Origin of the sequence: Acinetobacter higginsii (genome assembly GCF_000369845.1) — a bacterium.
Lineage (GTDB): Bacteria > Pseudomonadota > Gammaproteobacteria > Pseudomonadales > Moraxellaceae > Acinetobacter > Acinetobacter higginsii.
The window spans coordinates 316,036-328,365 of record NZ_KB850214.1 but is presented as its reverse complement, the minus strand read 5'-3'; the positions used below and the strand labels follow the sequence as shown (position 1 = coordinate 328,365).

Below are 12,330 nucleotides of genomic sequence, written 5' to 3'. Positions count from 1 at the left end.
TTGCGTGAAGTGTACAACTGCGAATTCCTAGAAATCTAGAAATTCGCAAAGTTTATCAATAGATTATTGATAAATAATAGTGTACTGAACTGAAGTGTTTACTTCACCAGCAGTAGACGCGCCAGTTGCATAGTATTCAGCATAGTAGTTAAGGTCAGCAGTACCGCCTTCTACAACGTCAACCCATTGCGAGTTAGCTTGAGCACCGTTGCTACCAGCAGCAAGAACTGGGATTACTTGGTTGTTGTTACCTAATAATTGAACATCAACGTTTTTAGCGCCACCAGCGTTTTGGTTAAGTAAACGGCCAGTATTGAAATCAACAGTCGCACCTGGTTCGAAGTAAGTTGCAACTTTACCTTCTGAACAGTTACCCAAGTTGATTTGGAATGGAGTACGACCAGCAACATCACCTGCGTTAGCAAGAGTTTGTTTAGAAACAGTTGGAAGTGTTACTGTAAAGTCTTTACCAGCTGGAGTCACGATGTCACAAGTTTTGTCTGTTACTAGACCATTAATTGTAATCGTTCCGTCAGCAGCTTGAGCGTTAGCAATACCTACAACTGAAAGAGCAGCGATCAAAGCAAGTTTTTTCATAATAATTTCTCGAACACATCGGCTAAAAGTTTGAATTAAAATTACTTCTCAGTTGGATTTTTGCGCTGAACAAGTAATGTGCGAAATATATATCACTAGGTTTTATAAATGCAAACTGCATCACATTTTTATGGTGTATTTCGATCTAAAATTCCGATCATAAATAAGTTATTGATATAAAGTATTTTTATTTCTGGTAAAAACAGATTTTTTAGCCTGTTTGTTTAATATTGCTTAAGACTGATTGTTTTTCCTTTCATAAAAAAGGCCTATTTGAATATTTTTTGATCAAAAAATAAAGGAATTCACATTTTTTTGTGATCTGTATTGCAAAAATAAAAAAATAATTTAGATGAATAATCAAGTTTTTAGCGTGATTATTAAGTTTATTAACAAAAAGCTCAAAGTTCTTTTAAGAATCTTTTAAGGTTAAATCCTTAGTTTTTTAGTCATGATTAGATGAAAAAAACACCGTAAAGGAGCTTTCAATGAACATGCTTTATACCCACAAACCAAACTACTATTTCTTCGCACACAAGTTTGTTTTATTCCTAGAAAGTTATTTAAAAAGCCATGCTACGGAACAGCAAACAAGCTTTAATCTGCAGACGATCTATGATTTATTCAGCCATGATCGTGCCTCTAGTACAACTAATTTAGAAGGTATTTTAAATATTGCAGATGAATATGTGCTTGAAACAGATGAGGGTCAGCAGTCATTGATTCAGTCTTATCATGTTCATTTAGACAACCATGTGCTGACTTTAGAATTTAATGCCAAAGCTGTTGCAAGCTTAAAGGCGGGCCAAAATATCCTGAGCCCACAAGCGGCTTAAGCAATTCAAAACATATTTCAAGTTAATACACTTAGTGAGTAATGTCCTTTACTAAGTGTTTTTTTAACAAGCTGCACGAAGCTTATCTATCCGTTATGATGGAAAGATCAAGTGAAGATATAACATAGTGCTATGAATAAGGACTTTAAATCAGAAACATATACTGTTGATGAGTGTATTGCTGATACGATTGCATGGTTGATGCAACATCAAGACATTTTTGATTCATTTCATTTTGATGTGCATAGCCAAGAATTGTCAGTAACCCATGCAGCAGGTGTTGATATCATCCGTATTGGAATGTTTTTAAATGCCAAATACGGCATTCTGGTGACATCAATTTAATCATACCTAAAAAAAGCCTTGTCAGATGACAAGGCTTTTTTATTTATGCACTCATGGCATCGACAGAGAGTTCTGCAACCGTCGGTTTTGGTTTTTCTGCAGTTAAACCTAATTTGGCAAACAAGACCTGATCTTTGCCTTCACCCGCATTTGGGGTGGTAAGGAGTTTTTCACCAGAGAAGAGTGAATTCGCACCCGCCATAAAAGCAAGTGCTTGGTCTGAGTCACTTAATGACTCGCGACCCGCTGAAAGGCGAATATAGCTATGCGGCATAATGATACGCGCAACAGCAATGGTACGAATCCACTCAGTTACATCTAATTTTTCAACATTCGCCAATGGCGTACCTTCAATCGGAACCAGCATGTTAATCGGCACTGATTCTGGATGTACTGGCATGGTTGCAAGTTCATGTAATAAGCCGATACGGTCATTACGGCTTTCACCTAAACCTACAATACCACCACTACATACTTTCATACCCGCTTGGCGAACATGATCTAAAGTATCCAAGCGGTCGTCAAACGTACGCGTACTAATGATATGTGAATAATATTCACGAGAAGTGTCTAGGTTGTGGTTGTAATAGTCTAGACCTGCATCTTTTAAGCGTTCCGCTTGAGATTGATTCAACATCCCTAAAGTCATACAGGTTTCTAGGCCCAATGCTTTGACTTCACGCACCATTTCAAGCACGTAAGGCATATCACGCTCATGCGGGTTACGCCAAGCAGCTCCCATACAGAAACGCGATGAACCAGATTCTTTTGCTGCAAGTGCTTCACGAATAACTTTATCAACGGCAATACGCTTTTCTGCTTCTAACTTAGAGTCGTAACGAGCAGATTGTGAGCAATACTTACAGTCTTCAGGGCATTTACCTGTTTTGATTGAAAGTAGCGTGCTGACCTGAATCGCATTTGCTTGGAAATGCTGACGATGAACGCCTTGTGCTTGAAATACTAAGTCTAGAAAAGGTTGGTCATATAAAGCTTGGATTTCATCACGAGTCCAGTCATTACGTAAAGTCATTGTTATATCCATGATGATTGATTACAGACATTGAGATTCATCATACAGAAATCGTGCCAAAGCCAAAGGGCAAAAAACACCATTTTTCTATTCAGTGTACGTTTATTTGCTGCAATTGCTGTTGAATTGCCCAATCAATATGTACATTGACGACCTCATCGTGCAGCGTTTTTGCATCTTGCAATTGCGTCACGATCTCAGCCGAGTATGGAGCATTTCCTAGACCGATTGCAATATTACGCTTAAAGGATTGGTAGCCTGTACGGCGGATTGGGCTGCCTTCTGTATTGGCTAAGAACGTTGCCTCATCCCATTGCCAAATCTCTAGTAAGCTAATGTCATCTAAATTATGTCTTGGATCAAAATCTGGAATAGACGCTTTTTTAGCAAAGCTATTCCAAGGGCAAATCAACTGGCAATCGTCACAGCCAAAGATACGGTTGCCAATACCTGAGCGTAATTCTTCAGGAATGATACCTTTATATTCAATGGTTAAGTAAGCAATACACTTTCTGGCGTCTAGCATATACGGTTCAACAATCGCCTGTGTTGGGCAAATGTCGATACAAGCGGTACATGAGCCACAATGTGCACTGGCAGGTTGATCGAAGGGCAAGTCAAGTGACGTAAACAATTCACCCAACACAAAAAAAGAACCTGATTTTTTATGAATCAATAAGGTGTGCTTACCCGTCCATCCCATACCTGCACTTTCAGCCAGCGATTTTTCAAAAATAGGGGCCGAATCAGCAAAGGGGCGTGATTCAAAATCGCCGACTTTTTCCTTAATACGGGTCGCTAAGGTTTTAAGACGTCCACGCATGACTTTATGATAGTCACGACCACGTGCATAACGCGCAATAATGGCAGAATTTGGTTCAAATGGTACATAACGGGGCTTGGGTGATGCCACAAGATAGTTCATGCGCACACAAATAATGCTTTTTGTACCAGGAACGAGCAAGGTTGGATCGGCCCGCTTGTCTAAGTTTTCTTCTAAATAGTGCATATCTGCATGATAACCACGTTCTAAATATTCTTTAAAACGTGGCATTTGATCTTGAGCATCTGGTTTGGCAATGACACAATCAGCAAAGCCCAAGTCTAAAGCCTGTGCTTTGATCCAGTCTTTTAATGCTTGAGGGTCAAGTTGTTGCAACTTGATTTTATCAGGCGTTTTCTGAGACTGTGTTTGAGATGGTGTGCTTGAAGCCATAAAGCGATAATAAGGAGAAAAACATGCAAGCTGTAGTTTACCATAGCCGAAGTATCCAAGCATGGGAGCAGCGTTGGTTTGCTCAGCAAAACTCATCTTTAGGGCTCATGCAGCAAGCGGCTTGGACAATCACACAACAGTTAATGCAACAATTTCAGCAAAATAAAACTCAAAAGATCGCAATGTGGTGCGGGCAGGGTAATAATGCGGGTGATGGCTATTATATTGCTGCGTTTCTTAAGCAATACGGATTTAGCATTACGGTATTTGCAACAGAACGCGGACAATCCGTAGATTTAAAAAAAGCCGCGGAATTTGCCCAGTCTCATCAAGTCGATATTCAAAGTGTTGATTATCTTTTATCTGAAAATGCTGTCCATCAAGAACTGCCCACTTTTGATTGTCATATTGATGCTTTATTTGGCATTGGTCTCAATCGAATGCTAGATCCAAACTGGCAAGAAATTATTCAGCTGTATAATGCACAAACAGGCTTAAAAGTCTCAATCGATATTCCTAGTGGTTTACAGGCCAATACAGGACAAGCTTTGCCTTGCGCAGTACAAGCCGATCAAACCTTTACGATCTTAGGCTACAAAGCAGGTTTGTTTACGGGTCAAGCTAAGCAATATGTGGGGAAACTACATTTGCTGAGTTTGATTCCGATTGACCAAGAATTAAAACCACTTGCCTATCTATCCCCCGAAAAAATTGTTTTACCCAAGCGTCAAGCCTTTGGTCACAAAGGCAGTTATGGGCATGTGCTTGTTGTCGGTGGTCATGCAGATATGGGCGGTGCAGTGATTATGGCGGCTGAAGCGGCGTTTCATGCAGGGGCAGGCAAAGTCAGTGTGATCTGTCATACCAAACATCATCAAGCCATTTTGGCACGTTCACCAAATATTATGGTGCGAGACATTAATGCCTTAGATCAGGAAGTCATTCAACAGCTATTAATGCAAGTAGATGCAGTCTGTTTTGGTATGGGCTTAGGTCGAGATGAATGGGCAGAGCAAACATATTTACAATGGTTTGATTTACTCAAGCTAAACTCACATTTAGAGGTTGTACTTGACGCAGATGGCTTGTGGTTTCTGGCCAAGCATCCGCAACAATTAAACCAGCATCTCTATGCAACGCCACATTCAGGTGAGGCCGCAACGTTGTTGGGATGTACTGCTGCGGATATAGAACAAGACCGTATCGCTGCCATTCAACAGTTACAACAAAAATATGCAGGGAAATGGGTGTTGAAAGGTGCAGGTAGTTTAATTTTAGAAGAACAATTATTTATCTGTACGCAGGGCAATGCGGGTATGGGTACAGGTGGAATGGGGGATGTATTGGCAGGTATGATCGCGAGTTTAAAAGCTCAATTTCATCAACAGATTGCATTGCATGAGATTGTCAGCCTGCATGCACAGGCAGGCGATCTACTGGCTGAAAAGGGTATGAGGGGATTACAAGCGCAGGACATGGCAAAAATGATATATAACGTCGTGAATCAAAAGGTTTAACGGCGTCTGCTACTGGAACGGCTACGGCCGCGTGCCATACCGCCTAATGCATTGAGTACTGCCATTTTACTCATACTACCTGACGCATGAGCATGACAAATTGCTGCGGCAAGCGCATCCGCTGCATCTGCTTGGGGTTGGATGGTTAAATTAAGCAAACGCATTACCATAAGCTGTACTTGTTCTTTTTCAGCAGCGCCATAACCGACAACAGACTGCTTGATTTGACGTGCTGTATATTCTGCGACTTGTAAATCTAGATTCACCAGTGCAGCAATTGCCGCGCCACGGGCTTGACCGAGCTTAAGAGCCGAATCGGGATTTTGTGCCATGAATACTTGTTCGACCGCTGCTTCTGTTGGACCATGAAATTTAACAATACGTTCGACACCCGCAAAAATACGTTTCAAACGTTCAGGCATTTCTTGTGTTTCAGTACGAATGGTTCCTGCATCAACAAACCGCAGCTTATTGCCATCTTTTTCGATAATTCCATAACCTGTTAAGCGTGAACCAGGGTCAATACCAATAATTAATGACATGCAGCACTATATAAATGAAAGGGTGATGATATTGTTACATAATGGGCTTTTTACTGCATAATATTTTTGTAGAATTTTGAATTATAAAGAAATAGTTGTTTTATTGAACGAATCTTAACTGATTTGTTCAATATCTGAAAATTGAGAACTCATTTGCAAGTTTAACTCAGGCATATTGAATAAGAGTGCGTTTTGATCACTTTGTGTGTAATTTAGACATTAATTGATAAATTAAGCGATTTTTATAAAAATAATTTGCATTGTGGGGAAGATGTGCGTATAAAGCTAACTCGTCGGTGCGGGATGGAGCAGTCTGGTAGCTCGTCGGGCTCATAACCCGAAGGTCGTTGGTTCAAATCCAGCTCCCGCTACCAACCGAATTAAATTAGTTATGCTCTGTGATGTATTTAAGGTTGCTGTCTAAAAAGAATAGACAGTAATAAAGTTAGCTGAAATAACCCTAAATAAAGCTAAAAATTATTAGATTCTAGAAATGTAGCTATCCTCTCTCATCTATCTAGTGTTATAGTAAATCAAAATCGATCACTTGAGCTCAGAAATGAGTGATTTTGTGTTGAAAATTATTAATGAATGGCGTGTAGCCAAAGCCAGTAATGGCAATGAAATTTGTGTGAGAATCATCCCTTTAAAGCGTCAGCAAAATACGCTGAATGGTTTTAAATGGGTAGAAGTAGGAAAGAAGATCCTGTTGGAATCAGGTCAAGAAATTGACTTTAATTTGGACGGGAAAAGCTTTTATACGGATGTTAATCAACTTTATCGATTGACATAAATGGTTCACATACTTGTAGTATCTATTCAATAAGGATAGATTGTATTAAATCATGATGTAAAAATTTTGATTTAATTCATAAATGAACAAAGTTTAAAAGGTTTAAAGGTATGTCTGATACAGTTACTGGTACTGTTAAGTGGTTCAACGAAACTAAAGGTTTTGGTTTTATTCAAGCTGACTCTGGCGAAGATGTTTTTGCTCATTTCAGCGAAATCCAAAGCAAGGGCTTCAAAGTATTGAATGAAGGCCAACGCGTTTCGTTTGTTCTTGGTCAAGGTAAAAAAGGCCCACAAGCAACTCTAATTACTGTTATCTAATTACTTTAGACCAGTGAAAAAAAAGCTCACAACAGTGGGCTTTTTTTGTGGCTAAAACAATTTGAACTGAGTGAAAATAGCGAATATTTGAGAGTAAAAGAAAATGAAATAATATGTTAAAAATTTATATAAAAATCATAATTTAGAATTTAGATGAAAATATTTAAATTTAAGTGTCTGAAAATTAATTAAAAAAATTATTTCCTACTTATTCGTAGTCTTGAATAACCTGCGGGAAAAAGACGTAGGGAGTAGGATTGATAGATAGAGATTGCGTGAAAAATGTAAAGTCGTGTATAGTGAAAGCTAACTAGAAGAATAACGCTGTTGATTCAGAAAATCTTGCATCTCATATAGTTGTAGATAAACCTTTCGTTTTATCAGATTTCCTCTCAGAGTTTATGATTCCAAGTTGCTCGCTGCTAAGCGCCCCAAATTTTTTAAAATAGGTTTAAATATATGTCTAATACTGTGACTGGTACAGTTAAGTGGTTCAACGAAACTAAGGGTTTTGGCTTTATTCATGCAGACTCTGGACAAGACGTTTTTGCTCATTTCAGCGAAATCCAAAGCAGTGGTTTCAAAGTACTACATGAAGGTCAACGTGTGTCTTTTACAATTACTGAAGGTAAAAAAGGCCCTCAAGCAAGTGGTATTACTGTCGTTGCTTAAAACTAAGTACGATATTTAAAAAAAGCTCACTTTGGTGGGCTTTTTTTATGTCTTGATGTAAAGCACGCTCTTTTTTAAAATTATTTTGTATTAAGTGTCGATTTTTGTCATAAATTCACCATTTGGTTGAAAAATTGCACTAGCGAGATATACGACTTTTTGCTAATTTATTTCTATTGATTTGTTAGGCAAATTAATAAGTGTAGTACATTTAATGAGCGTTAAAGTTATGGAAAACTTGGAGCCGTATGCTCAAGGGTTTGAGCAAGAAGTTCATGTACATTGCAAGAGATCTTTAGGTACATTGTTATTCAGCTTTGTGGTATTGATTGCAACTAGCCTATAAGAGAGAAAAGCACCTTCGGGTGCTTTTTTAATTTCAATTATTGATTTTTATTGAATCACCTCATTTTTATCGTCGATGCTTAAAGATCTGGGCACATCAAATTTAATTGGTTTTATAATCTGAGTATATTGATGGAATATTCGGCTACGGATATACCTATCAAAATTATTGAAAGATTCTGGTTTTGTTACTCAATTTTTCTGCGATAAGCTGCTTGCATTAATCGGTAAAAAATTGTTTTAGGTGAATTTAGAATGTTTGGTGATATAAAGAAACCAGCGCATTTAGATGATGTTGTTTTTAAAGAAAGTAAAGCATATAAAAATTCGAGTGAGTGGAATTGGGTTAATCCGAAACACGGTCAATTTGATCATCCTGCAAACTATTATGAGAGTTCTTTAGAGGACTGGCATTGTTTTGATGCTTTATCAGCAGATCAAGAATGTGATGTTGTTGTGATCGGTGGTGGATTGTTAGGTACCTCAACAGCATTGCATTTGGCTGAGCAGGGTGTTGATACGATTCTGGTTGAAAAGAATCGCATTGGCTCCGCAGCATCAGGTCGAAATGGTGGGCAGCTTACCCCAGGTTTGGCGCGTTGGGAAGCTGAGGAGATGATTAAGCGCTTTAGTTATGAAGATGCCAAGAGACTTTGGCATTTTACCTCTACGGAAGCGATGACTTTAATTGATCAAATTGCTGAAAAGTATGCTGTAAATTTGGCACGTAAACGTGGACATATTACCGCTGCGGTACATGAGGGACATTTGATTGCCTTGACTCAAGGTGCAGATGCTCGGAAATATTTGGGTGAGGATCACACGAAAGTGGTGGGTGAGTATGAATTAAAAGAGTTGATCAAGTCCAACCTGTATAAAGGTGGTTTGGTCGATAACTTGGGTGGTCATATTCATCCATTGGCACTTAACCGTGCTTTGGCACATGGCTTCTGCAAGAATGGCGGGCGGGTGTTTGAACAAACGGAAGTATTGTCGATCGCTGAACAAGCTGATGGAGTTTATGTACAGACGGCATCGGGTGTGATTAAAGCACGTAAAAGTGTCGTGATTGCAGTACATCACAATGCATTTAAGTTACTCCCTGAAAAGAAACAAACAGCAATTCCATTTCATACTTATATTGCAGTTACGGCGCCATTAGACATGCCAATGACTGAATTATTACCACACGATCATCCTGTCTACGATACGCAATTACAGATTGATTATTATCGTGGTGTTTCTAAGAATAGATTGCTTTTTGGTGGGCAAGGTACAGGCATAAGTTGGGCAGTAGGCAGAATGAATCAATATTTATTAGGCCGAATTAATAAAGTTTTTCCGCAGCTTGAAAATGTCGAAATGGACTTTTGCTGGAGTGGTGTCAGTGATTTGACTATGAATGGCGCAACTGATAATCGAAAATTTGGCAATAAATTTCCAATTTATGCGGTACATGGTTGGAGTGGGCATGGTGTGGCGCAAACCGTCCGTATAGGTAAAGCAATTGCAGATGATTTTTCAGCTAAGAACACCGATTATGCAATGCTCACTAAAATTCAGCACAACGATATTTTATTTGGTCGTTTATTGGCGCCCTTAGCGATTCCAATGTCAAAAGGTTGGTATGGTGTTACTGGAATGCTCAATCCTGGCAAAATGGTTTCGTTTTAATATTCGATTTTCTTCATTTCTAATAAAAATGTCTCCATCTTGTGAGACATTTTTTATGTTTCTTAAGCTTGAAAGATGAGTGGTGTATAAATGACTTATTCGACTTCAATTTGTTCTATATATGAATAAATATAATATGTTAGGCTAAATAAAAAAGGATGAAGTCCATGGATATTATACAAGTTAAAGATTTTTCAGCGGCAACGGGGTATACGCAAGCTATTATGGCAATGGATGAGTGGGTGGATACACGACCTTACTTTTATATTATCAAAGAGCATTACTTGATTGATCAGGCTATTCGGTTGGAATACATCATTATTCAATAAGCGTATCTTTATTCTATTGGATAAGTTTGTGAATGAAAAAGTATGGGTTACATCCTTATGCAGCCCATGCTTTTTTGCCTAAGTTCTTTTTGTTTCAAATCATAGACATAATAATCGACATTATTTTGTTATCTTTGCCTTTTCACTTTATCAGAATTCAAATTATGAAAAAGATCTTACTCTTAGGGTGCAATTGTAGCCTCATTGGCGGCGTGTTCAGCAACACCAAATAAAGATATGACCCCGCCAAAAATTGGTATGGCGAACCCTGCAAGCAAATATTGCGTAGAGCAAGGTGGTCAGTTGGAAATTAAAAATGAAGCCAATGGTCAGGTTGGGTACTGTAAGTTAGCTAATGGTCAAGTGGTTGAAGAGTGGGAATTATTCCGCGCAAGCCAGCCCAAATGCCTAGCAGATGAAGCGACAAAATTAATCGGTCAGTCTGGATTAAGCGAAGAGCAAATCAAACAAAAAACCAAGTCTGAGATTGTTCGCAGTGTTGGACCAAACCAACCTGTCACCATGGATTATCGTGAAAATCGTGTAACTGTCACCATTGACCCTCAATCTAAAAAGATTGTCCAAGCGACTTGTGGTTAATCGTTAAAAATGCTTCAGGCTCTCAATTAGATTAGGTTTGATTGGGAGCTTTTTTATATAAGCTAGCGTATAAGACTTGATAAATTGAGAAATGTACCCATCAATTAGTTTATTGAGTTTATTTTATTTGTTGTGTCAGGCTTGATTGTTCAAGATTGCACAAGGTTTTAATTTTCGAGATTTGACATGAATCTACTTCTTATCGTGGTATTTGGCACAATTGCTGAAGTTTTGGTCTGGATTGGCGTGGGTGACCTCGTTGGAAGTATGTGGTATGTCTTTTTCTGGTTCGTTATCGCATTCTTTATTGGCTTGAATATGGTTCGTTCAAGCACGTCGAGTATTATGCCTCAATTACAGCAAATGCAGATGACGGGCCAATTAGGTGGTGATCCAGCCGTAACCAAGAAATTGGCGCTAGCGATGTCTGGTTTCTTGTTGATGGTGCCTGGTTTAATTTCTGATGTATTGGCCGTGTTGGTTTTAATTCCATCTGTCCAAACGGCGTTTCGTAATGCATTGATGAAAACCATGGCCAAGCGTCAGCAAGCCATGATGGATAAAATGATGGGGGGGATGGGCGCTGGTGGTGCTGCAGGACAGAACCCATTTGCTGATCTGATGCGTCAGATGCAGGATATGCAGAATCAACAAGGTGGTGGTCAATATCGAGATTCAACCATTATTGATGGTGAAGCACGTGAAGTAAAACCTGACCAAAAGAAAATTGAATTTAAAGATGTGAATTAATTTTAATTTGCTTCAAAAAGCACACTTGATCAAGTGTGCTTTTTTTATGGCTGATCTTTTTGGTCTTGAGAATTCTGTGTGGGCTCGGACGTAGCAGCTAAGTTGGCTTCTTTGCTTTGAGGTTGGTAATGGCTCGGTTGCAGCGTCGTAATCTGATTTTCTGATTGTTTATACTTTCGACTGCGATTTGCTCGTTCGCGAAATCCACCTTTATTAATTAATTGAGTCATGATGTATTCCATAACGTGCAAAAGTTTATTTTAGCAAATTACGTGAAAGATCAAAATAATATTAAGCACTTAAGAATTTGCTTAAAATCAAAATTCTAATCAAATTGTCATAAAAAATTGTTAATTTGAATGGGTAGGTCAGAAAACTAGATTGAATTCTTGGTTTTTTTTTCATAGGATAAAAGTGCGACATATGAAATTGTTGTAAAAAGAAAATAAAAAAATAAGTGGTAGGAGGAATTAATGATGTTATATCAATATCATTGTGCATGTTGTGACAAGGTCGTCGCATCAACTGATAAAGAGTGTCCACACTGTGGCTCTCATCATATCCGCAGTCCGTATGGTATGTGGATGTTCTGTGTGGCGGCCTGTCTGGCAGTTGTCGTGGTCATTAAGCTTGCACATTTGTATACGCAACATCACCAAGAAGATCAGCCAGTTCAAAGCAATTCACTTTTTGAAATGTTTAAGCAAGATAATACCAATTCGAATAAATGATGGATGTTAGGGGGAATAAAAAAGCTCGCA

General features: G+C 38.6%; 15 protein-coding genes, 1 tRNA gene and 1 pseudogene. 12 read left to right on the top strand and 5 right to left on the bottom strand.

The features are described 5' to 3' along the window. Positions 1–63: 63 nt before the first annotated feature. Positions 64–597, bottom strand: coding sequence for a fimbrial protein (locus F885_RS10815; RefSeq protein ID WP_004653088.1), 534 nt, complete (start codon positions 595–597; stop codon positions 64–66). Between the two features lie 488 nt (positions 598–1,085). On the opposite strand from F885_RS10815, the gene F885_RS10820 reads away from it, so the two are divergent. Both F885_RS10820 and F885_RS10825 read left to right on the top strand, forming a co-directional pair. Next, positions 1,086–1,433 carry a hypothetical protein gene (locus tag F885_RS10820; RefSeq protein WP_004807786.1) on the top strand — a complete coding sequence of 116 codons (348 nt, stop codon included), beginning with the start codon at positions 1,086–1,088 and terminating at the stop codon, positions 1,431–1,433. A gap of 132 nt (positions 1,434–1,565) precedes the next feature. Continuing rightward, positions 1,566–1,778 carry a hypothetical protein gene (locus F885_RS10825; RefSeq protein ID WP_005316145.1) on the top strand — a complete coding sequence of 71 codons (213 nt, stop codon included), beginning with the start codon at positions 1,566–1,568 and terminating at the stop codon, positions 1,776–1,778. A 43-nt stretch (positions 1,779–1,821) separates the two neighbouring features. On the opposite strand, the gene bioB is transcribed toward F885_RS10825, so the two are convergent. Both bioB and queG read right to left on the bottom strand, forming a co-directional pair. Beyond that, positions 1,822–2,811 carry a biotin synthase BioB gene (gene bioB / locus F885_RS10830; protein WP_005203134.1) on the bottom strand — a complete coding sequence of 330 codons (990 nt, stop codon included), beginning with the start codon at positions 2,809–2,811 and terminating at the stop codon, positions 1,822–1,824. Positions 2,812–2,902: 91 nt separating this feature from the next. Next, on the bottom strand, positions 2,903–4,027 hold the full coding sequence (gene queG / locus F885_RS10835) for a tRNA epoxyqueuosine(34) reductase QueG (RefSeq protein WP_005316142.1): 1,125 nt from the start codon (positions 4,025–4,027) through the stop codon (positions 2,903–2,905). A 23-nt stretch (positions 4,028–4,050) separates the two neighbouring features. Between queG and F885_RS10840 the strand changes: the two genes are divergently transcribed. Then, positions 4,051–5,544, top strand: coding sequence for a bifunctional ADP-dependent NAD(P)H-hydrate dehydratase/NAD(P)H-hydrate epimerase (locus F885_RS10840; protein ID WP_005316141.1), 1,494 nt, complete (start codon positions 4,051–4,053; stop codon positions 5,542–5,544). Here F885_RS10840 and ruvC read toward each other — a convergent pair. Beyond that, positions 5,541–6,086, bottom strand: a complete 546-nt coding sequence (gene ruvC, locus F885_RS10845) for a crossover junction endodeoxyribonuclease RuvC (RefSeq protein ID WP_004807778.1) — start codon at positions 6,084–6,086, stop codon at positions 5,541–5,543. The genes F885_RS10840 and ruvC overlap by 4 nt on opposite strands. Positions 6,087–6,383: 297 nt before the next feature. On the opposite strand from ruvC, the gene F885_RS10850 reads away from it, so the two are divergent. The 8 genes and pseudogenes from F885_RS10850 to F885_RS10880 all read left to right on the top strand — a co-directional run bounded on the left by F885_RS10850 (position 6,384) and on the right by F885_RS10880 (position 11,569). Further along, positions 6,384–6,460, top strand: a tRNA-Met gene (locus F885_RS10850). A gap of 185 nt (positions 6,461–6,645) precedes the next feature. After that, positions 6,646–6,879, top strand: coding sequence for a hypothetical protein (locus tag F885_RS10855; RefSeq protein WP_004807776.1), 234 nt, complete (start codon positions 6,646–6,648; stop codon positions 6,877–6,879). A 110-nt stretch (positions 6,880–6,989) separates the two neighbouring features. Further along, positions 6,990–7,199, top strand: a complete 210-nt coding sequence (locus F885_RS10860) for a cold-shock protein (protein ID WP_004653101.1) — start codon at positions 6,990–6,992, stop codon at positions 7,197–7,199. 459 nt (positions 7,200–7,658) lie between these two features. Continuing rightward, positions 7,659–7,871 carry a cold-shock protein gene (locus F885_RS10865; protein WP_004807774.1) on the top strand — a complete coding sequence of 71 codons (213 nt, stop codon included), beginning with the start codon at positions 7,659–7,661 and terminating at the stop codon, positions 7,869–7,871. Positions 7,872–8,471: 600 nt separating this feature from the next. After that, on the top strand, positions 8,472–9,890 hold the full coding sequence (locus tag F885_RS10870; protein WP_005316136.1) for an NAD(P)/FAD-dependent oxidoreductase: 1,419 nt from the start codon (positions 8,472–8,474) through the stop codon (positions 9,888–9,890). 167 nt (positions 9,891–10,057) lie between these two features. Further along, positions 10,058–10,219, top strand: coding sequence for a hypothetical protein (locus tag F885_RS21025; RefSeq protein ID WP_005316127.1), 162 nt, complete (start codon positions 10,058–10,060; stop codon positions 10,217–10,219). Between the two features lie 164 nt (positions 10,220–10,383). After that, positions 10,384–10,819, top strand: a pseudogene (locus F885_RS10875) (putative hemolysin). A 186-nt stretch (positions 10,820–11,005) separates the two neighbouring features. Then, positions 11,006–11,569 carry an FxsA family protein gene (locus F885_RS10880; RefSeq protein ID WP_005316121.1) on the top strand — a complete coding sequence of 188 codons (564 nt, stop codon included), beginning with the start codon at positions 11,006–11,008 and terminating at the stop codon, positions 11,567–11,569. Between the two features lie 44 nt (positions 11,570–11,613). On the opposite strand, the gene F885_RS10885 is transcribed toward F885_RS10880, so the two are convergent. After that, on the bottom strand, positions 11,614–11,799 hold the full coding sequence (locus F885_RS10885; RefSeq protein WP_005316118.1) for a hypothetical protein: 186 nt from the start codon (positions 11,797–11,799) through the stop codon (positions 11,614–11,616). A 243-nt stretch (positions 11,800–12,042) separates the two neighbouring features. On the opposite strand from F885_RS10885, the gene F885_RS10890 reads away from it, so the two are divergent. Continuing rightward, positions 12,043–12,300, top strand: coding sequence for a hypothetical protein (locus F885_RS10890; RefSeq protein ID WP_004653110.1), 258 nt, complete (start codon positions 12,043–12,045; stop codon positions 12,298–12,300). Positions 12,301–12,330: the final 30 nt, after the last annotated feature.

Excerpts from the sequence above, each read along its gene's own strand:
- F885_RS10815 (WP_004653088.1), bottom strand. The coding sequence starts at position 597 with ATGAAAAAACTTGCTTTGATCGCTGCTCTTTCAGTTGTAGGTATTGCT.
- F885_RS10820 (WP_004807786.1), top strand. The coding sequence starts at position 1,086 with ATGAACATGCTTTATACCCACAAACCAAACTACTATTTCTTCGCACAC.
- F885_RS10825 (WP_005316145.1), top strand. The coding sequence starts at position 1,566 with ATGAATAAGGACTTTAAATCAGAAACATATACTGTTGATGAGTGTATT.
- bioB (WP_005203134.1), bottom strand. The coding sequence starts at position 2,811 with ATGACTTTACGTAATGACTGGACTCGTGATGAAATCCAAGCTTTATAT.
- queG (WP_005316142.1), bottom strand. The coding sequence starts at position 4,027 with ATGGCTTCAAGCACACCATCTCAAACACAGTCTCAGAAAACGCCTGAT.
- F885_RS10840 (WP_005316141.1), top strand. The coding sequence starts at position 4,051 with ATGCAAGCTGTAGTTTACCATAGCCGAAGTATCCAAGCATGGGAGCAG.
- ruvC (WP_004807778.1), bottom strand. The coding sequence starts at position 6,086 with ATGTCATTAATTATTGGTATTGACCCTGGTTCACGCTTAACAGGTTAT.
- F885_RS10855 (WP_004807776.1), top strand. The coding sequence starts at position 6,646 with ATGAGTGATTTTGTGTTGAAAATTATTAATGAATGGCGTGTAGCCAAA.
- F885_RS10860 (WP_004653101.1), top strand. The coding sequence starts at position 6,990 with ATGTCTGATACAGTTACTGGTACTGTTAAGTGGTTCAACGAAACTAAA.
- F885_RS10865 (WP_004807774.1), top strand. The coding sequence starts at position 7,659 with ATGTCTAATACTGTGACTGGTACAGTTAAGTGGTTCAACGAAACTAAG.
- F885_RS10870 (WP_005316136.1), top strand. The coding sequence starts at position 8,472 with ATGTTTGGTGATATAAAGAAACCAGCGCATTTAGATGATGTTGTTTTT.
- F885_RS21025 (WP_005316127.1), top strand. The coding sequence starts at position 10,058 with ATGGATATTATACAAGTTAAAGATTTTTCAGCGGCAACGGGGTATACG.
- F885_RS10880 (WP_005316121.1), top strand. The coding sequence starts at position 11,006 with ATGAATCTACTTCTTATCGTGGTATTTGGCACAATTGCTGAAGTTTTG.
- F885_RS10885 (WP_005316118.1), bottom strand. The coding sequence starts at position 11,799 with ATGACTCAATTAATTAATAAAGGTGGATTTCGCGAACGAGCAAATCGC.
- F885_RS10890 (WP_004653110.1), top strand. The coding sequence starts at position 12,043 with ATGATGTTATATCAATATCATTGTGCATGTTGTGACAAGGTCGTCGCA.